General features: G+C 66.2%; 18 protein-coding genes and 1 pseudogene. 5 read left to right on the top strand and 14 right to left on the bottom strand.

Translation table 11 applies throughout. The features are described from left to right. The first annotated feature begins 9 nt into the window (after positions 1 to 9). From ACZK2G_RS13150 to ACZK2G_RS13140, 3 genes are all read left to right on the top strand, one after another. Positions 10 to 1,062: a sensor histidine kinase gene (locus tag ACZK2G_RS13150; RefSeq protein ID WP_248298414.1), complete on the top strand. Its 1,053-nt coding sequence runs from the start codon at positions 10 to 12 to the stop codon at positions 1,060 to 1,062. Beyond that, on the top strand, positions 1,059 to 1,781 hold the full coding sequence (locus ACZK2G_RS13145; protein WP_295376353.1) for a LytR/AlgR family response regulator transcription factor: 723 nt from the start codon (positions 1,059 to 1,061) through the stop codon (positions 1,779 to 1,781). Before ACZK2G_RS13150 ends, ACZK2G_RS13145 begins: the two co-directional genes overlap by 4 nt. Before the next feature lie 113 nt (positions 1,782 to 1,894). Continuing rightward, entirely contained in the window at positions 1,895 to 3,211 is a 1,317-nt protein-coding gene (locus ACZK2G_RS13140; protein ID WP_478473556.1) for an acyl-CoA thioesterase/bile acid-CoA:amino acid N-acyltransferase family protein, read from the top strand. 425 nt (positions 3,212 to 3,636) lie between these two features. On the opposite strand, the pseudogene ACZK2G_RS13135 reads toward ACZK2G_RS13140, so the two are convergent. Next, positions 3,637 to 3,732 (bottom strand): annotated as a pseudogene (locus ACZK2G_RS13135) (alpha/beta fold hydrolase); the annotation flags it as partial. Positions 3,733 to 3,917: 185 nt separating this feature from the next. Between ACZK2G_RS13135 and ACZK2G_RS13130 the strand changes: the two are divergent. After that, the gene (locus ACZK2G_RS13130; RefSeq protein ID WP_337302736.1) at positions 3,918 to 4,313 is read left to right on the top strand and encodes a hypothetical protein; all 396 of its coding nucleotides are present in this window, start codon (positions 3,918 to 3,920) and stop codon (positions 4,311 to 4,313) included. 69 nt (positions 4,314 to 4,382) lie between these two features. On the opposite strand, the gene ACZK2G_RS13125 is transcribed toward ACZK2G_RS13130, so the two are convergent. The 13 genes from ACZK2G_RS13125 to ACZK2G_RS13065 all read right to left on the bottom strand — a co-directional run bounded on the left by ACZK2G_RS13125 (position 4,383) and on the right by ACZK2G_RS13065 (position 16,968). Next, positions 4,383 to 5,093 carry a DUF2968 domain-containing protein gene (locus ACZK2G_RS13125; protein ID WP_478473555.1) on the bottom strand — a complete coding sequence of 237 codons (711 nt, stop codon included), beginning with the start codon at positions 5,091 to 5,093 and terminating at the stop codon, positions 4,383 to 4,385. Between the two features lie 99 nt (positions 5,094 to 5,192). Beyond that, complete coding sequence (locus ACZK2G_RS13120; RefSeq protein WP_478473553.1) at positions 5,193 to 7,346, bottom strand: TadG family pilus assembly protein; 2,154 nt, start codon at positions 7,344 to 7,346, stop codon at positions 5,193 to 5,195. 8 nt (positions 7,347 to 7,354) lie between these two features. Beyond that, complete coding sequence (locus tag ACZK2G_RS13115) at positions 7,355 to 7,813, bottom strand: DUF3613 domain-containing protein (protein ID WP_337302738.1); 459 nt, start codon at positions 7,811 to 7,813, stop codon at positions 7,355 to 7,357. Further along, a complete protein-coding gene (locus tag ACZK2G_RS13110) occupies positions 7,810 to 8,709 on the bottom strand; it encodes a tetratricopeptide repeat protein (protein ID WP_426355709.1) in 900 nt (299 codons plus the stop codon). The genes ACZK2G_RS13115 and ACZK2G_RS13110 overlap by 4 nt, the downstream gene beginning before the upstream one ends. Continuing rightward, on the bottom strand, positions 8,709 to 9,644 hold the full coding sequence (locus ACZK2G_RS13105; protein ID WP_136638088.1) for a type II secretion system F family protein: 936 nt from the start codon (positions 9,642 to 9,644) through the stop codon (positions 8,709 to 8,711). The genes ACZK2G_RS13110 and ACZK2G_RS13105 overlap by 1 nt, the downstream gene beginning before the upstream one ends. 28 nt (positions 9,645 to 9,672) lie before the next feature. Next, positions 9,673 to 10,629 carry a type II secretion system F family protein gene (locus ACZK2G_RS13100; RefSeq protein WP_136638087.1) on the bottom strand — a complete coding sequence of 319 codons (957 nt, stop codon included), beginning with the start codon at positions 10,627 to 10,629 and terminating at the stop codon, positions 9,673 to 9,675. Positions 10,630 to 10,631: 2 nt separating this feature from the next. Beyond that, on the bottom strand, positions 10,632 to 11,981 hold the full coding sequence (locus tag ACZK2G_RS13095; protein WP_136638086.1) for a TadA family conjugal transfer-associated ATPase: 1,350 nt from the start codon (positions 11,979 to 11,981) through the stop codon (positions 10,632 to 10,634). Beyond that, complete coding sequence (locus tag ACZK2G_RS13090) at positions 11,966 to 13,222, bottom strand: CpaE/TadZ family protein (RefSeq protein ID WP_136638085.1); 1,257 nt, start codon at positions 13,220 to 13,222, stop codon at positions 11,966 to 11,968. The genes ACZK2G_RS13095 and ACZK2G_RS13090 overlap by 16 nt, the downstream gene beginning before the upstream one ends. 27 nt (positions 13,223 to 13,249) lie before the next feature. Further along, complete coding sequence (locus tag ACZK2G_RS13085) at positions 13,250 to 14,608, bottom strand: type II and III secretion system protein family protein (protein ID WP_478473551.1); 1,359 nt, start codon at positions 14,606 to 14,608, stop codon at positions 13,250 to 13,252. Between the two features lie 18 nt (positions 14,609 to 14,626). Further along, the gene (cpaB, locus tag ACZK2G_RS13080) at positions 14,627 to 15,664 is read right to left on the bottom strand and encodes a Flp pilus assembly protein CpaB (RefSeq protein WP_478473550.1); all 1,038 of its coding nucleotides are present in this window, start codon (positions 15,662 to 15,664) and stop codon (positions 14,627 to 14,629) included. A gap of 23 nt (positions 15,665 to 15,687) precedes the next feature. Next, entirely contained in the window at positions 15,688 to 16,164 is a 477-nt protein-coding gene (locus tag ACZK2G_RS13075) for a TadE/TadG family type IV pilus assembly protein (RefSeq protein ID WP_136638082.1), read from the bottom strand. Continuing rightward, positions 16,161 to 16,706, bottom strand: a complete 546-nt coding sequence (locus ACZK2G_RS13070) for an A24 family peptidase (protein ID WP_295381496.1) — start codon at positions 16,704 to 16,706, stop codon at positions 16,161 to 16,163. Before ACZK2G_RS13070 ends, ACZK2G_RS13075 begins: the two co-directional genes overlap by 4 nt. Before the next feature lie 67 nt (positions 16,707 to 16,773). After that, entirely contained in the window at positions 16,774 to 16,968 is a 195-nt protein-coding gene (locus tag ACZK2G_RS13065) for a Flp family type IVb pilin (RefSeq protein ID WP_136638080.1), read from the bottom strand. A 695-nt stretch (positions 16,969 to 17,663) separates the two neighbouring features. Between ACZK2G_RS13065 and ACZK2G_RS13060 the strand changes: the two genes are divergently transcribed. Further along, positions 17,664 to 18,644 (top strand): AraC family transcriptional regulator, encoded by a 981-nt coding sequence (locus tag ACZK2G_RS13060; protein WP_478473549.1) that lies wholly within the window; start codon positions 17,664 to 17,666, stop codon positions 18,642 to 18,644. Positions 18,645 to 18,776 lie beyond the last annotated feature (132 nt).

Here is an 18,776-nt window from a genome sequence, read left to right as displayed (position 1 = left end):
AATCCGTGCATGCTTGTTTCGCCTGCCTTGCTGCTGCCAGCCCATGAGGCGCCGCTTCCGCTGCCACCCCCACACTGGGTGATGCTGGCCCTGTGGGGGTTGTTGATCGCCACCGCTGTGCCGGCCGTGCACCTGAGCCAAGAACCGGGTGGTCTGCTGCCGGCAGCGTTGTTCATCCTTGGCGCAGAGCTGCCCTGGATGCTGGCGACGCCATTGTTGTGGGCTGCGTGCCGGCGCTGGCCACTGTCTGGACGCCGGCATCTGGGCGGATGGTTGGCGCTGTGCCTGCTGCTGACTCCGCTGTTGACGGCATTGGGATGGACCCTGGGCCATATGCTGCTGCAGCTCTGGCAGGGGCAACCCTGGCCAGCACTGCCGCAGGTGCTGCGTGCGATTGGTATCACCGCGCTGTTTGCGTTGCCGACCTTCATTGCGGTGGCGGGCGTGGGCCATGGCCTGGCCGGACTGCAGCGGTTGAGGGCGCAGTCGGAGGTGCTGCAGCAGGCTCGTGAAACAGCCCTGCGCCAGCATCTGCAGCACCACTTCCTGTTCAATGCGCTCAACGCCATCGGCGGCTTGGCGCTGCAACGTCCACGTGCAGCGGACGCGGCACTGGCGCAGCTGTCCTCGCTGCTGCGCGATACCCTGCAATGCCCATCGCAGCGCTGCTTTGCCGATGAACTGGGCGCAGCACAGGACTATGTCGCGTTGCAGTCGCTGCTGCACGATCAGGAGGTGCATCTGCATCTGCAGGCCAGCGCGGATGCATTGGCCTGTACGGTCCCTGGCCTGTTGCTGCAGCCGTTGATCGAGAACGCGGTGTTGCACAGTGGCTGGCAGCCGGATGATGGGCCATTGCGGATCGAACTGCGCGCCGGTGTGGAAGACGGCATGCTTGACGTCGTGCTGTTCAACCCCTGCCTGCGTCCACGCACGAGCGATGGCCTCGGCACCGGCCACGCTGCGACTCAGCGGCGGTTGGCGATGAAGGGCGGCAGGTTGCAGGCCGGAAGCGAGGGTGATGGCTATCGCGCGCGGCTGATCCTGCCGGAGGTCGCGTGACGCGTCCTTTGAGCGTGCTGCTGGTGGACGATGTAGCACTGGCACGTGCCCGCCTGCGCCATCTGCTGGCGGACATTCCGCAGGTCAGGGTAGACGCGGAAGCCGCCACTCTCTCGCAGGCGCGCGATCTGATGCGAGGACGCCGTTTCGATCTGTTGCTGCTGGATCTGGTCCTGCCCGACGGCCGCGGTTGGGAGCTTCCCGAGAAGCAGTCGTCGCTGGCCGCGCACACCATCTTCGTGACCGCGCTGCCGCAGCACGCTCTGCGTGCCTTTGAGCTGGGCGTGGCCGACTATCTGCTCAAACCAGTGGCGGCGCCGCGCCTGCTGGAAGCGATCGAGCGCGTGCGCCGCTTGGCAGGCCTGGCACCGCGTACGGAGGACCGTGCGCAGACACTGGCAGTGCCTGGTAGCGGTGGTGTCCAGTATGTACCGCTGGCGGAGATCGACTACATCGACATGGCGGGCCACTACGCCTGCATACATGTGGGACGCCAGCTGCATCTGCTGCGTGAGCCGCTGGGGCTTCTGGCCGAACGGCTGGCAGATGGAGGACTGTTGCGCGTGCACCGCTCGGCGCTGGTCAACCCGCTGCGGGTGCGATCACTGATCGAGCGGCACAACGGCGATGCGCTGCTTGAACTGGCCGACAGCGTGCAGCTGCCAGTCAGCCGCAGCCACAGGCCGGCGCTGGAGGCGGCGCTGGCTGCACGTACCTGACACACAGCTGGTGCCAGTAGCGGCACGGGTGGTGCCATCTTCGCCCAAGCACGCAATCCACGCTTAGCGACCCATGCACCCTACCGCTTTCCAGATCGAGACGGAGCATACGGATGCGTTGGGGCTTGGGGATGTTGCTGGGCGTGCTGGCGCTGCCTGCGTTGGCCGGTGTGAGGGTCAATGTCGATGACCATCTGGGGCGCGCTGATCGCGTTCCAGCCATTACGGTCGAGGGACTGGCGGCGGCCGAAGTAGTCCAGCTGAGGTTGTCGATGCAGGATGGCCGGGGCCAGCGCTGGCAGTCACAGGCTGCACTGCGCGCGGACCTTCAGGGAACGGTCGGCACCGCACGCAGCGGCTCGGAACAGGGCAGCTATCGGGGAATCGACGCCAATGGTCTGATCTGGTCGATGCAACCACAGGAGGGGAGAGCCAGCGCACTTCCCGTGCAGTGGCAGCGCGCCGATGACGGCTTGGGGTTCCAGTCACAGGCCTTCGAACTGGAGGTGGAGCGTGCAGGATCGGTGGTCGCACGGCGGACCTTGAAGCGCCATCTGATGCTGCCTGGGGTACAGGTGCAGCGGGTTGAGATCGACGGACGCGAAGCGCACCTGTACTTGCCAGCGGATCTGAAAAGCGACGCAATGGCACCTGCGTTGGTAGCACTGGGGGGAGCTGAAGGCGGGTTCGATGGTGGCGACCTCTATGCCGCGTGGCTGGCGAGCAACGGCTACATCGCGTTGTCGGTGGCGTGGTATCGCGGGCCGGGCGTGCCCAAGGACCTGATCGAGGTTCCGTTGGAAACCGTGCGCGACGCAGTGCACTGGCTGCAGCGCCATCCCCGGGTGGATCCACAGCGGGTAGGGCTGATGGGGGGATCCTGGGGTGGCATCGTGACCATGGCCACGGCGGTGCATCTGCCTGAGCTCCGCGTCGCCGTGTCCTGGGTAGGCAGTCCAGCCCCGTTTCGTGGCATCGCCCGTGACGTGGCCCCGGCCGACTTCCGCGCGGTGGACCGCTCGCCGTTGAGCTGGCAGGGCGAACCCCTGCCGTGGCTGCCGTATCGCGAGGATGTTGACTGGGGCAGGCCGGGACCGTACTGGGAACCGGCATTGCGTGCCGCGATGCTGCCCATCGAGAACATTGCCGCACGCACGTTGTGGATCGGAGGTGGTGGAGATCGGCTGGGTGACTCAGGCGTGATGCTGGCCGTTGCGCAGCGTCGGCTTGCAGCGGCAGGGCGTGGTGACCGCGACCGGTTCCTGTACTACTCAGATGCAGGGCATCTGATCACAGCGCTCCTGCAGCCGACCACCCATCGGCATGATGTAGGCCCGTTCATTGAAGTGGGGGGCACGTCCGTAGGTCATGCCCGTGCGGACCGTGAGGTTGGACCGGCAGTGCTGGCGTTCCTCGCCGAGGCTCTATAGCTGAAAGCGCGGACGCCTGTTCATCAGTTGAACTTCCCGATGTTGGATTCCGATCCGATTGAGCTTCATCCATGCATGGCGTGGATCTACCGTGTCGACCAAGGTCGACACCTACCAACAGCCACCGGAATCTGTCAGAGGTGGGGCGGTGTCGGAGTGCGGGGTGTCAGCCGCATGGGCCCGAGGCATGCCTCGGGCGGGTTGGGCAGGACGCCCAACCCCGGTCTTGCCGAGTGCGCAGGACAGCGCACACGAGCATGCGGCTGCCAAGCCTGAAAGGACGTACTTGTGGCGTCCCCGCAGTCCGACACCGCCCCGCCATCTCACGGAAAGCCCGTTTTTGCATTTGCTGTTGAGGTTGCCGGCCAGCGGCCGGCACTACCGAAGGAGCGGCGGCGCCGTGGGGTGCCGCCGCGGGACATCATTAGCGGCCAGCCGTGGGCGAACACGAGCGGCTGGCCGCTGCCCCAGTCCTTGTAGAAGATACGGGTGCCATCGGCGACGGTGACGTAGTTGCTCATTGCAGGTTCCTTGGCGGAAGGGAGGGAAGGCAGCGGCAGTTGTGCCTGTGCCTTCGGAAGAACAGCGCAGCGCACGCTGGGCGGCTTGCACGGCTGTGCTGGATTGCCCGGCTCTGACGCATATCGCTCTGGCGCAACGTGGTCGGCATGTCGACGATGGCCGCAGCCTGGTCGTGGAGCCCGCGATGCCGAGAGTGCGATGCAGCCCCCTGTTGTGCCTGCTGTTGGCCGCAGTGGTGCATGCGCAGACCAATGTCTACAAGTGCGTGGATGGACCGCATCCGGTCTACCAGCAGACGCCGTGCCAGGGGCGTGCGGAATGGCGATGGGAGGTGCCGGCAGAGGCGTCGCTGTCGCGTGGTCCGTTGCCGAAGGCAGCCAAGGCGGCCAGTGCAGTCCCGGCCCGACCACGCAGCGTGCGGTCGGGCCGGGCGCACGCCGCGCTGATACCCATCAGCACCGATCCCACAGCCTGTGAGCGCGCGCGGCAACAACGCGGAAAGGCGCTGGCCAAGGCCGAGCGCCTGGACTTCGTACAGCGGCGGCAGCTGGATGACGCGGTACATGACGCGTGTCGTTGAATCCAGGAGTGCCAGAAACGACAACGGCGCCCGAAGGCGCCGTTGTCAGCAAATGCCAGGTGTCTGACCTCAGCGTCCGTCGCTGGCCGCCGGTGCCGGCGAGGACACGCTGTCCGGCTTGGGCAGGCTCAGTTCCGGGTTGCCCTGTTCGGCCTGCAGGATCTGGATGCGGCGCTGCAGTGCATCCAGCTGGCTGTTGGTGCTCTGCACGTCGGTACTCAGGCTGACCGCCTGCTGCTGGGCCTGCTGCAGGGCCGCGCTGACCTGGGCCGACTGGGCCTGCTGCTGCTCCATTTCCTGCTGCAGGGTGCGCAGGCGTTCCTCGTTGTAGGCCACCAGGCGCTCGGTATAGCGCTTGCCGGCTTCCAGGCGGGTAGTGTCGATATAGACCTGTGCCAGCTGCTCGGACTGCTGCGCGAAGGTTCGGTAAACACGCTCGGCGTTGTCGACGGCGTCGGTCTTGATCACCCGCCAGAAATTCTTTTCCTGGAACAGGGCGACGTAGTAGGTCAGGGTGTTGGCGTTGAACAGCAGGCTGGCGCCATAGTTGCCGTTGTAGGTGGTGCGCAGCTCGGTCAGCTGGCGCGCATCCATCAGCTGCTTGAGTTCGTCAACGGTGTTGCGTACCACCGGTGCAGTGCGCGCGGCCGGCTCTGCGGCAGCTTCGCGGTCGCCTCGTGCAGCCATCGCCGCCGGTGCCACCAGCATCATGGCCACGGCCAGCATTGCCGCGCTGCGCGCGGGCCGGGCGAAGACCGCGCCCCCTGAAGTTTCTCGCATGTCTAGACCATCCACGGATGAGTGTGGGTTGAGATGAAGGTGGTTCCCCGCCGGGAGTCTAGCATGGGCGCGGGCGCCGCCAAGGGCGCCCGTCACGGGTCAGTAGACCAGTTGCGCCGCGCTGCACTGGATCGACTGCACGTTGACGTCGGTACGGCCCAGCTCCAGCCCCAGCACGCTGGCCAGCAGGTTGGTCAGCAGCGAGCCGACGCTGTTGAGCACCGGCCGCAGTGCGGCCAGGATCGGCTTCAGCAGCGTGCACAGCAGGCCGCTGCAGCTGACGCTGCCATCGGGGTTGGCGACGCCGCTGCCGCCGGTACCGTCGAGGAAACCGGCCGGCGCGGTCTGGATGTACGAGGCCAGGTTGTTGCGCACACAGCCGTTGTAGTCGAGCAGGTTGCCGAGCAGGCTGTCGCAGCGGTTGATCAGCAGGCCGCCGACCAGCGAGCCGAGCAGGCCATCGAGCACGCCCAGGCCCTGGCCGGTGACGGTGACCTTGAACGCATCCCAGACCTGGCCATCCTTGTGGCAGGTGGCAAGGTTCAGCAGGCCACAGGCATAGGGAAGGCCATCGGGTACTGTCCAGCTGTTGAGCGGGGCCAGCTGCCGGCTGGGGTCGCCATCGCGCAGCAACGGGATCAGCTTGTTCACGTCGTAGCGCGTGTTGGGTGGGAAGGTCGCCTGCAGGTAGCGGTCGGCGAGCGCCTTGGCAGTGTCGTTCGCGCTCATGCCCTGCTGCGGTGAACTGAGCATGCCCGCCAGCACGCGCAGCAGTTCACTGACCAGATCGGAAACGGCATTGCCCAGCGCCAGTGGATTGATCTGCGTGGAGCCACTCTCGCCGGCAGCCAGGGTCAGGTTCTGTGAGCTGGTCAGGGCGGGCAGGGCGATCTTGTTGGTGATCAGGGGCTTGCCCAGCAGCTTCAGCAGCTGCTCGTTCTGCAGGGTGTTGTCACAGACATTGTTCTTGGAGAAGCGTTGCGCAGGATCGACCTTGCCCACGCAGGCGCGCAGCACCGAGGAGTCGACCTGGATGGTCGCCTTGGGCGGACTGGCGCCGCACTGGATGCCGGTCAGCGTGCCCATCGCGTTGGCGACATCGACATGCAGCGGCAGGTGCAGCTGCGTCCCCAGCAGTTGCAGCAGGGGGCCAAGCGCGAACAGGTTGTTGCTGTCCACGTCCACCATCAGCCGGACCTGCGCGTTGTAGGCACGCGAGCCTACGCCGCCGATGGCGATCGACGGCGGTTCGACCACGCCCGCCTGTACGTTGATGCCGAGCAGGTTCAAGCCTTCGACCGCGATGCCATTGCCTTCATTGGCGATGGAGATGGCCGTGCTGATCAGGTTGAGCACGCTGATCTTCGACTCGAGTGCGCTGCCGGCGGTACCGTCTGGAGAAATGACCTCGGCGAACAGGCCACCGCCGCCGGACTCGCTGCCCAGTGCGATGTTGAGCTTGGTGATGTCCAGCCGGGTGGCGACCAGGTCCGACAGGGCCCGCAGCTGCACGCCAACGGTGGTGTTGCGGCCGACCACTGTGGCCGTGGCATCAACCAGCTGCGCCAGCGAGATCTTGTTGACCGCCAGCAGCCGGTTGAAATCGGCCACGCTCAGGTTGGCGCTGACCGGGATGTTGAGCGCCTTCAACAGGCCCGATGGGGTGATGTTGGCCTGCGCCAGGCCGTCATAGGAAAGCACCGTGGCATTGGTGACATCGAGGCCGATCAGGCGCAGGGTCGACATCAGCAGCGAGTCGCCCCGGGTCCGCAACAGCTGTGAGCCGACCGCGAACACCGCGGTGGGCTCCGAGCGGCGGGCAACGGCCTGCACGCTGACGGTCGGCAGGCTGGTGTTCTGGCCGAAGAACGGCAGCACGCTGCGCTCGGCGACCACCTGGACCGCGTTGCGGGGGTTGCTGGCGTCGACCGTGGTGACGAAACGGTTCACCGTGCCACGGCTGGCGCTCCAGTTGCCGCAGCGGATCTGCAGGCTCCCCGCAAACTTGTTCTGGGTCAGCGCACTCTGCCGCGCCGCACTGTTGTCGCTGTTGTCCGAGGTACACAGCTCCAGTCGTTGCGCGCCGGCCAGTGCGGCCAGGTCGGCGACCTTCTGCGCGTCACGCTTGGCCCAGAACAGATAGCCGATTTCGATCAGACCCAGCATCGCCAGCAATGCCAGCATGACCAGCATCATGGTGATCGACATGCCACCACGCGGGCGGCTGAAACTGAACTGGCGTGGGCGTTTCATGGCCTACCTCAGCGTCCGGATGAGGATGTTCCCTTGGACTTGGCGACATCGGTTTCAAAGAAGTCCGGGATCTCGTGTTCAAAGCTCTTGATGTAGCGGGCATAGCTCAGGGTGGCCTGGTCGCCGAGGATCGGTAGATGCTGCCCGGCCTGCTGTCCTGATGCCTGCAGGCGGAACAGGTTGCGTGCGGTATCACCGATCTGGCTGCGTACCGGGCGCGGTGCTGGAGCGATGCCGTCGGCGGCGACAACCGCCGTGGTAGCGGTTACCGGCGTCGGTGTGGCGGGCGCTGCCAGGTCGACCGTAGGCAGTGGCTCGGACTGCAGTGGCTGCGCTGCCGGGGTGGACGGACTGCCACCGCCGAGCATCTGCCCGGTCAACGGCTGTTGCTGCGCTTGCGCGGCTCCCGCAACCAGCAGGCAGGTCAATACGGGCAGCAGGCGTCGGGACAGGGGCTTCGCGGTCATGGTGTGTTCCCGTTCGGGCGGTCGGAGGCGCTGAAGCGTTCCAGCATCGAAGGCGGCAGGCGCTGCGGATCGCGCGCATCACGGGCATCGCGGCGCGGTTCGGCTGCCAGTCGTGTGCTGCCTGTTGTTTTGCTGCTGGCCATCGCCGTCGCCGTCGCTGGGGCGGGTGGCGCGACCGTTGCCGCAGCAGCGGCAGCAGCAGCGGCATGACGTTGCTGCAGGCGGGCGCGGATCTGTGCGGCCTGCTGTTGGATGCTGTTGCGGGTTTCTTCGTTGAGGTTGGCCTGCTGGGCAAGACGCTCGGCGGTGGCGGTATCGCCACGAAGCACCGCCCACAGCGCCAGGTTGGCGGTGGCCTTGGCGTTGCCTGGTGACAACTCCAGCGCCTTGGCCAGCGGTTCGCGCGCCTGCTCGAAGCGGCCCGCGCGCAGCCGTGCATAGCCGAGGTCACCCAGGTAGCTGGTATTCAATGGCTGCAGCTGGGTGGCCTGCGCCAACGCCTGCTCGCTGCCGGCATCGTCATCGCGCCGCGCAGCGATCAGGCCCAGGCCATGGGCGGCCGCGGCGGCCTGGGGGCCACTGGAAAGATCGCGGTACAGGGTGACCGCGGCATCGGCCTGTCCAGTCTCGCGCAATGCATCGGCCTGCAGCAGGCGCAACGCCGGCGGGTCCCCGTAACGCTGGCGGAAGGCATCGACATGCGCCAGCGAGGCATACCACGCCCCCTGCTGCTGCATGCGCTCGATCAGCTCCAGGTAGGCGTTGCGGCTGTCCTGCGGTGCCGGTTCGGGCGCGGCCAGGCTGGGCGCACGCAGATACTTCGGCGTGGTCGATGAGCAGCCGCCGGCGACGGCGACGAGAGCAAACAGCAGGCAGGTGTTGCGCAGGGCAGGCATCAGGGCGATCCCATCTTGGACATGGTTGTGGCCAGCGCGACCAGCGCGGGGCCGGCAAGGACCAGCATCAGCGCTGGCAGCAGGGTCAGCATCATCACCACGGTCATCTTGACCGAGAGCTTGCCGACCTTTTCCTTCAAGGTATTGCGGCGCTGTTCGCGCAGGCGGACGCTGAACTGCCGCAGCGGCTCCTGTACCGCACCGCCGTGCGCATGCACCTGCAGGATCAGCTGCATCAGGCTGCTCAGGTCGTCGTCGGCATAGACTTCGCTCAAGCGGCGCAGCGACTGCGCGCGGGTTCGGCCGTGGGTATAGGCCACGTTGGCTTCCTGTAGTTCGCCACCGAGTACCGGCAGCGCGTCACGCAGCTTGTCGCCCAGCGTCTGCAGGCTCTGGTCCATGCTGAATCCCACGCCCTGCAACAGCCGCAGCAGGTCGATCAGCAGAGGCAGCTCGTTGTCGACGGCCCGCCGCCGCCGTTTCACCCAGGAAGAGAGAACGAACTTTGGCAGCAGCAGGCCGGCGGCCAGCGCACCGATCACGACCATGATCCTGGCCAGTCCCGTGGCATCACTGAAGGCCAGCGCCAATGCCAGCACGAGCAGCGCCAGAAGCAAGCGCAGGCCGAGATAGATTGCGGTGCCGCGACGCGTGTTCCAGCTGGCCAGGTCCAGCAGCAGGCGATCTTCATTGGCCAGCAGCGCAGCTTCCAGGCGACCGCCACTGAGCGCGCGGCCGAATCGCTCCAGCCAGCCCAGTGAATCGCGTTGTGTGGTCTCGTTGTCACGCGCCTCTTCGCGCGGTTGCAGGGCGGTCTTCAACGTGGCCGAGGTTCGGTGTTCGCGATGGCTGCGCACCCAGCCGGCAATGCCGAGCAGGGCGATGCCAGCCGCAAGCAGCAGCAGGGAGAGGGCGAACCAGGCGCTGGCGCTCATCGGGCATCTCCGGGGTGGCTGCGGCGGTTCATAGTGATTTGGCCAGGCGATACAGCAGGAATGCTCCGAACAGCTCCAGCCCCAGTGCGATCAGCAGGATCTTGTGACCGAGTGGATCGTGCAGGACCGGCTGGAAAAACTCGGGGCTGGAGATTGCCATCAGCACGGCGCTGGCCGGTGGCAGCAGGCCCAGCACCCACGCCGACATGCGCGTCTCGGAGGTGGTCGCGGCCAGTTCCTGCTGCGCCTGTTCCAGGTCGCGCATGAAATCACCCATGCGCTGCAGGATCTGGTCGGAGCGGCCACCAATGCGCACGCTGACCCCGACCACCACCGACAGAACCTTCAGCACATCCATGCGATACGGCTGCGCCGCCAGTGCGAGCGCGCGGTCCAGGTCCATGCCGCTGCGCGCATAGCGCACCGTGGTATCCAGCAGGCCACGCAGCGGTGCGCTGGTCTGCATCGATGCCACCTGGAACGCTGCCTGCAGGCTGTTGCCCAGCGCGGTCAGACGCACAAGGTTGTCGAGGAAATCCGGCAGCTGGTGCAGCAGCTGCGCGCGCAGCTTCGATGTCCGCCGCATCACCCACAGCCAGCAACCCAGAAGGTACAGCAGCAGGGTCAGCGGAAACATCCATGCGGTGCCGAGCCGCAGCATCGCCACCACAGAAAGCACCAGCCCCGGCACCAGCAGCATGATGGGAAGCTTCCAGCCCGTCTGCAGGCCGGCGCGCTGCAGCAGGCCGTCCAATGGCAGCACGCGTCGCCCGCTGCTGGCCGGTCGCGGCGGATCGTTGGCCGCTGCAACGGAGGCGCCAGCGGGGGCGCCAGCACCGGCGCTGCCACGCGCAAGGCGCTGTTCGGCGTGCTGCATCGATGCCTGGCGCTGCTCGCGGCTGCTGGCTGTGCCCCACAGCCAGACCGCCAGAGCCAGCAGCACCGAGATGATGCTCAGTACGCCCAGCAGCAGCCCAGTGCCCATGCTCAGAAGTCCCCGTACAGGGATTCGCGCAGCTGCTGGCGGAATGGCTCCAGCTTGTGCGAATGCGGATGGAAGCCCAACCCGATCCAGCGATCGATTTCCCTGCCGTTGCCGTCGATCTGCAGCTCGTGGCGGAACATTTCCTGGGTGGTGATCAGGTTGTCGCTGACGCCGGTGATTTCTGTGATCGAGACCAGCACGCGGCGGCCACTGCCGAGGCGCGAGATCTGCACGATGAAGTCGATGGCGCTGGCGATCTGCCGCCGCAGGCTGTCCTCACTGCCCTGGAAGCCAGCGAAACCGGCAAGCATCTCGATGCGGTACAGGCAGTCACGCGGCGAGTTGGCGTGGATGGTGGCCATCGATCCGTCGTGGCCGGTATTCATCGCCTGCAACATTTCCAGTACCTCGGCGCCACGCACCTCGCCGACGACGATGCGATCGGGACGCATGCGCAGGCTGTTGCGCACCAGGTCGCGGATGCTGACCGCACCCTGGCCCTCGGCACCACCGATCCGGCTTTCCAGGCGTACGACGTGCGGATGGTTGAGTGATAGTTCGGCGGTGTCCTCAACTGTGATCACGCGTTCGTTGGCCGGCACGTAGCTGGCCAGTGCGTTCAGCAGCGAGGTCTTGCCGGAACTGGTGCCACCGGAGACCAGGATGTTGCAGCGGCCCAGCACCATCGCCTTCAGCAGCGCCTGCATGGGTGCATCGAAGGTGCCTTTGGCCAGCAGCTCATCGGGGGTGAACGGGTCCTTGCGGAACTTGCGGATGGACACCATCGGCCCGTCCACCGCCAGCGGCGAGATGATCGCGTTGAGGCGGCCGCCGTTGGGCAGTCGCGCATCGACCATCGGGTTGGAATCATCCAGGCGGCGCCCCAGCGGAGCGAGGATGCGGCGCAGGATGCGCAGCAGGTGGGTATCGTCGGTGAAGCGCTGGGTGGCGCGCTTGAGCTGGCCGCCCTGCGAGACGTGCACATCCTTGAAGCCGTTGATCAGGATGTCTTCGATGGATGGATCGTGCAGCAGGTCGTCCAGGGGGCCAAACCCGGTCAGCTCCTTGACCAGGCCTTCGGCAACCACCTGCATCTCTTCCTCGTTGATCGGGATGCGCCATTCCTGGATGAAGCCCACGGTCTGCACCTGCACCCAGCGGGCGATGGTGTCCGGGGCCCAGGAATCGATGTCGATGCGCTCGTCCTCGATGCTGTTGAGCAGGTGCTCGTGCGCAGCCGACAGCACCTTCTGGTACTGCTCGGTCTGTGCGAACGGCAGATGGCCGGCGGCGCTCTCGGGCAGCACCGGGCGGGCAGCGGCATGCGGGAACGGAGTTACCTTGTCTTCCATTGCGATCCACCCAGAGCAAGGGAGAGTCTTTCCCGCAGGCCCTGCGCCTGGACCGGGCACGCAGCCGGATCCAATCGCGGGACGAGCGGGGCGAGGGCACGCAGGTAGGGGTCGCGCGGCGCATCCTGCAGCAGCAGATGGCCCTGGCTGGCCGCCAGGCGTACGCGCGGTCGTTCGGGCAACGTTGCCAGCAGCGGCACCTCGAAGCGGCGCGCGATCTGCTCCGGGCTCATGCCGCTGCTGTCGTCGTGGCGGTTGATAACCAGCTGCAGGCGCTTCTCGCGTTCGCGCTGGCCAGCGAGGTGCTTCAGTGCCTGGTCCAGTGACACCAGCGTGGCGATCGAGGCGTCGGTGACCAGCCAGATCTCGTCGGCCTGGTCCAGCAGCAGCGGTGGCAACTGTCGCAGCGGGCAGCCGCCGGCATCGCACAGCACGCTGGCGAACACGCCGCGCAGCCGCTGCAGCAATGCGCCCGGGTCCGAGGGTGGCACCGCATCACTGCCACCTGCACGGTCCAGCAGCACCAGCCCGGACTCATGACGCGCCATCGCGGTGCGGGCAAGGGTAGCGTCGATGCGGCTGGCATTGCGCAGCGCATCCTCGTAGTGGAAGCGGCTGTCGAGATTGAGGTACAGCGCAAGGTCGCCCGAGGGCTGCGCCAGTTCCAGCAGCAGGCCGTCCTGCTGCAGCGCGTCGCCCTGGGCCAGCGCGCGGGTCTGCTGCGCCAGCACCGACAGATGCGCAGCAAGAGTGCTGGTACCGACGCCGGCGCGCACCCCCAGCAGCACGATCAGGCGTGCCTTGTGTGCCAGCTGCGCCGAAGGAGCCGGTCGTGGCGACAGTGCGCGGCGCAGCGCTGCTTCGATGCCGATGTTGTCGCTGTCCAGGTCCAGCACGTCACGCAGGCCCACGCGCAGCGCCATCACCACACCTTCCACCTGGCCGGCACTGGTGGAACCGACCGCGACCAGCATCAGCTCCGGCTCGGTCTGCTGCAATTGCTGTGCAAGCACGCTGGAGGCGGCCGCGTGCTCGGGACGGAAATCGAGAAGCACCAGGCTTTCCGGTCCGCGTTGCAGGTCCTGCGCGGAAGTCGGCATGCTGCTGTCCTGCCAATGCAGGGTGGTGGCCGGCGGCAACTTGGCGGCCAGCCGGGGCAGCAGTTCGCGATCCATGCCGTACAGGACCAGGTTCATCGGTGGTCCTTGTGGATGCAGCGGCTGGGCGGTGGCGTAGGGCATGGTCGTGGTATCGCAGGCATCATGGAGTCAACGCGAGAAGCCGGGCACCGGGTCCTGGCTGATCGGGCCGAGCAGCCACGAACCCCATTCCGGAAGGTTCGGCTTGGCCTCGCGTTCGCCGGGCAGCGGTAGTTCGGTGTTGCGCGCCAGCGGCTTCACCAGCCGCGGCGTGACGATGATCACCAGTTCCTTGTCCTGTCGTTTGTAGTCGAAGTTGCGGAAGAACGAGCCGATGATCGGCAGGTCGCCCAGCAACGGGATCTTGCCGACGCTGGACACCACGTTGGAGCTGACCAGGCCGCCGATCACGAAGCTCTCGCCGTCGCCGAGCTCGACGGTAGTGTCTGCGCGCCGGGTAGTGATCGAAGGGATCTGCACACCGTTGAGGGCGATGGCGTTGCTGTAGTCCAGGTCGCTGGCTTCCGGAGCCACCTTCAGCGCGATGCGATTGGGTGCCAGCACCGTCGGGGTCACGGTCAGGCCGATGCCGAACGGCTTGTAGGTGATGGTGGTGGTGCCCAGCCCCTGCGGTTCCAGGATCGGCAGTTCGCCACCTGCCAGGAAGCTGGCACTCTGGCCGGACAGCGCGACCAGCGTCGGTTCGGCCAGGACACGCGCCATGCCGTTGCTCTGCAGCAGGTCGACATCGGCGTTCCACAGGCCCTTGGTCGAGCCGAACACCAGGCGGAATGCAGAGGAAATGGGCGACTCGGCTTCGTTGCCGGAGTTGCCTTCCTTCATCCCGGGCAGGATGCCGGTGTTGCCAGGCAGCTGGCCGCCTGGACGGGCGAAGCCGTAGGCGAAGTTGCCATTGCGGTTCTGGAAACTGATGCCGATCTGCTTCAGCGCCGTCTTGTTGAATTCGACGACCTTGACCTCGACCTGGACCACGCCGCCGCTGCTGACCGTCGATGTATCAGCAAGCGTGCCGTCCTTGCCCAGCGCCATCGCCGCGGTGCGCTGTTCCTGCATGTGCGAGAGCACGCTGTCGGTACTTCCCTGCAGCAGGCCCTGGTTGTCCTGCTGGGTGAACACCAGCCCGCCCGAGCCAGTGGCGGCCGCACCCTGCACGGCGCTCTGCACCCGCACCTGCAGGCGCTGCGGTTCGGCCTGCCTGCGGTGCCACAGCAGCAGGGTCGTGATGCCTGGCGCCTTGCCGACCAGCAGTGCCTGGCGCTGGCCGCGCAGCATCACGATATCGGCCACGCCGGGGTCGGCGATGGCGACCCGCTCCAGGTCGGCCGGCAGCGTCCACGGCCGTTGCTCACGTGCCTGCAGTACCAGATCGTCGGCCGCCACGCTTGTTGCCGGTGCCAGCAGCACCAGCAGCAGGGCCAGCCAGCGCTGGCGGGGGGAGAGGCGTGGACTGCGGCGACGTTCGGTCATGGATGCGCTCGATGCAGGTCAAAGGGAACCACGGGGAGCAGAGCTGTCCCCGCGGATGATTTCGATGCCAGGCGCGCGCTGGGTCCTGTGGCGCGTCGCAGGTGCGCGTGCCGGCGGCTGTGGATTGGCGCGCGCCGGAGCGGTGCCGCGGCCAGCCAGCGCATCGTCATCGATGCCGGCGAAGGCATGGTTCTCCGGTCGTTGCAGCGCAAGCTGCTGTTCCGCATCCAGGCCGCGCAACGGATCGATCACCCCGCGCGACTGCGGGAACAGGGCGAGGTCGGGCAGGCCGGTATCAGCCGGATTGCGCAGGGCCAGGAACAGCTTGCCCTGCTGCGAACCCAGCAGCAGGCGATTGGCATCGGCCACCGGGACTGCCAGCACCGCACTGCGTGCCGGTTGGGTGGCTTCGTTGCCCGTGGTGTGGCTGCTGCCGCTTCCGGTGATGTCGGCGGCACGCGGGTCGTTGCGGTTGTCGCCGTCGTTGCTGGCGACAGCTTCGCTGGTGGCCGGGGCAATATCCTGCTGGCCATAGCTGAGTACGCGCAGGCGGGACAGCAGCAGGCGCGTCTGTGCAGCCTCGCCCGGGCCGCTGGCGTTGGGCTGGGCATTGCGCAGGTTGAGGAAGACGTCGACGAAGTCGCCGGGCAGGATGCGGTTGCCAGCGCCGACCAGTTCATCGACCGGCACCGCAAGGGCGCGCTCGCCCGGGCGCAGCTGCAGCGAGAATCCCTGCGCCAGTGCGCTGCTGCTGATGGCGGTGCCTTCGGCGATATCCTGCACCGGCACCTTGCCGACGACGGTAGCGATGCTGGTGGCGGCACCGGCGACCGGCGCGGTGCGCTGCGCAAGGCGCAGCCCGTTGGCGGTGATCGGTTCGCCGGCCGGCAGGCGCGCCACCGCTTCCACCACCGTGACCGTCTGGGCCTCGCTCTGCGCGACCGGAGCCGCTGAGGCCGGGGCGTCGGGCTTGCGCCCGATCATGAACGCGACCAGGGCCAGCAGCACGGCCAGCCCGATCAGGGCAACGGCGGCGATGCGGGTCAACTTGAGCATGAAACCGTCTCCTGTACCGATCGTCAGTTACCGCTGCCGAGGTCGAGCTGTGCGACCGCGACGCTGCGGATGGGGGCCTGCATCACCCACTTGTAGAGCGTGGCGGTGCCGGGCAGGAAGGGATGGCTGGCGTAGTCGTAGCTGACGGTCACGGTCATGCACTGGGCCGTGGCCAAGCCCGCGCAGGGCGCCTGCGGCGACACCACCACGGCGTTGCTGCCGCCATTGCTGCAGTCGACGGTCTGCGCCGAGAACTTCAACAGCCATTGCATCGAGTTGCGCGCCGCGACACATGCTGCTGTACGGCGCTCATTGGCATTGCCATAGCGCAACGATGCGCGCGCACCCTCGGCCGAGGCGGTGGCCAGGGTCTGTTGCGCAGCCATGATCATCACGCCGGAAAAGGTGAACATCAGCAGCGGCAACAGTCCAAGCATCAGCATCAGTGCGAACTCGATGCTGGCGACGCCACGCTGCCGGCGGGGGCTGCGGGAGTTCATGACACACCTCCGTAGGCGCTGATGAGGATCCAGCCGATGGCGGAAATCGCCAGGTAGGCTGCATAGGGAATGCCGTGGCGTCCCTGCCGGGCGCTCTGCATGTCACGGTGCGCAGGATGTGATTGCCAGTGCGAACTGGCGCGGTCTACCTGGGCCTGCAGCCCGAACGGCAACAATGAACTCAGTCGGCGCGACACCAGGACGATCGCCGCATGGGCACCGGCAGCGAGGCTGGCCGCGATCCAGATCGGCAGCAATGCCTGCCAGCCCAGCATCAGGCCCAGTACCGAGAAGAACTTGACGTCGCCCGCGCCCATCCAGCGCACTGCATGGAACGGCAGCAGCGCTACCAGGCCCAGCGCCGCGCCGGCGACGTGGGAACCCCACGGCAGGCGCGGCGCGTTGAACTGGCCGGCGATGATCAGGACAACCGTGATCGCGCACGCCGACAGCAGCCAGGTGTTGGGCACCCGGCGGGCATACAGGTCGCTGATCGCGATCCGCAGGCACACGCCGATGGCCAACAGTCCCAGCAGTGTCATCGCACACTCCATTGTCCGTCAGTGGACGGTAGGCAGTTGCTGTCCCTGGTCCAACCTGGAACGCCGCTCAGGTTGCGGGCGTGGAGCCTGATGCCTTGGTAGCAAGATCAGAGAGATTCTTGAACAGCGTCTCGAAGAACCCCTTGATCTCCTTGTTGCCGACCGCGATCAGGATGCCGGCAATCACAGCAGCCAGCAGCCCGTACTCGAGTGCGGTAACGCCGTCTTCTTCCTTCAGGAACCTGCGGATCGATGCGTTCATGACGTTTGTCTCCCTCTACCTGTCTACAACAGGACACCTGCGTTGGGCGGTGGCCCGGCTCCGCCGGGATCGTCCGTGGACCTCCGCCGATCCTGGCGGAGGAGGCATAGCGGGACGGGCCCACTGTGCTCAAGCAGGGTGATCGTTTCCAGGGAGGGCGCCGACTGCGCGGCTACGACCGCACGGCGCCAGGCCGGTGGTCGAAGTATCGTGCGATGCGTGCATGTTCATGCGTTCCCCCTGGATGCGGCCTCTTTATGAAGGACCGGATCACCTTGATATCGACTTTGCCTGAATGGCGGCCCGCTGCAACCGGAACCTATATGCAAATTCGGCAGAAAACACTCGGACCTTAAACTTTCAGATTGTTTCTGTGACGAATATCCGTTCGTGGGCAAAACGGTTCATCCACGTGCAGATAATGTGATTCCTCTAAACTTTCGCATGCGAAAACCGTGCCAAACACGACAACAAACTCTTCACTTGTGTATCGGTTTTCTTCAATGCATTCCGTGGGTTTACCCGCGAAGATTATCGGGCATACTCGCATTCAAGCTATGGAGTTTTTCCGGGTGGGCTGTGCGGCATTGACCGTTCCTCTCCCGGCAACGGCAGCGGTTCCTGTAACGGTGTGCGCCCTGTCAGGCAGTGGGGGCCGCATCGCATGACGGATCAACGGGGGGGACGACACTGTCATGGTCGATGGTGGGGTAGGAGACGGTGACGACAGCGGCCTGCGGTCGATCGACCTGGCGACGCTGAGCGGCGTGCTTCGTGTGTGTGATGTCGAATTGCTTCTGCTCGATGGCAACGGACCACGGGCGGCCTTCGCTTCGCGCGTGCACGAGGAAGCCCTGTTCTGCAGCATCAGCTGTGGTTTCCATTGCCGTGGGCGCTTCATGCTGCCTCCGGACTGGGCGATGCTGGGGTATATCCACGCCACCGATGAAACGCTGAGCTGGTGCCACGGAGTGCCACTCACGCCGGGAATGGCGTTGACCGTCATGCCCGAGGGTATCAGTGAGTTCACGCTGAGCCCCGGCACCCATATGACCCTGATGCTGGTACCGGTGGTACGCGTGCAGCGCAAGCTGACCGAGCTGAGCCTGCGCAGCACGCCGCCCGCAGGCCAGGCGCTGTCCTTGTTCAACCTGGCCAGTGATTCAGCGCCGCTGGTGGGGTATTACCAGCAACTTCACCAGCAGTTGGGACAGGGCATTGCACTGCAGCCAGATGAAACCGAACGCCTTCTGCATGGGCACGTGCAGGCGCTGCTGGGTGCCGGTGCGGCAGACCGCCCGGGATGCAGCCGTGCGCGCCGGACGCACTATCTGATTGCGCAGCGTGCGGAGAACTTCATGCGGCTCAACCTGCGCCGCAATATCTACATGAATGAAATCTGTGATGCCGCTGGCGTCAGCGAGCGCGGCCTGCGCTATGCCTTCGAGGACCTGTTCGGTACCTCGCCCAATCGTTACCTGTCGATGCTGCGCTTGTGCGCGGCCTGCCGCAGCCTGTCGATGGCCGATTCCAGCCGTCGCTCGGTGAAGGCCATCGCGCTCAGCTGCGGCCTGTGGGACCTGTCGCGCTTCGCCGACAATTACCGCAAGGTCTTCGGCGAACTGCCGCGCGATACCTTGATGCGCGCACCGGCGCAGATCGGCCAGCCGGCCTGACCCTGGCGGCACAAGGGTTTCCCCGTCGTTTCTGCCGGAATTGCATATCCGCTTGCCGATATGGTTGCCGCTTCTGCATAACCGGCTGCCGATTCCGACCGTGGATTTGCCGGAATGCGCGATTGCCGTGCC

The sequence above is a fragment of the Stenotrophomonas sp. 107298_Sma genome, assembly GCF_056480345.1.
This window is presented reverse-complemented; position numbering and strand designations above follow the sequence as displayed.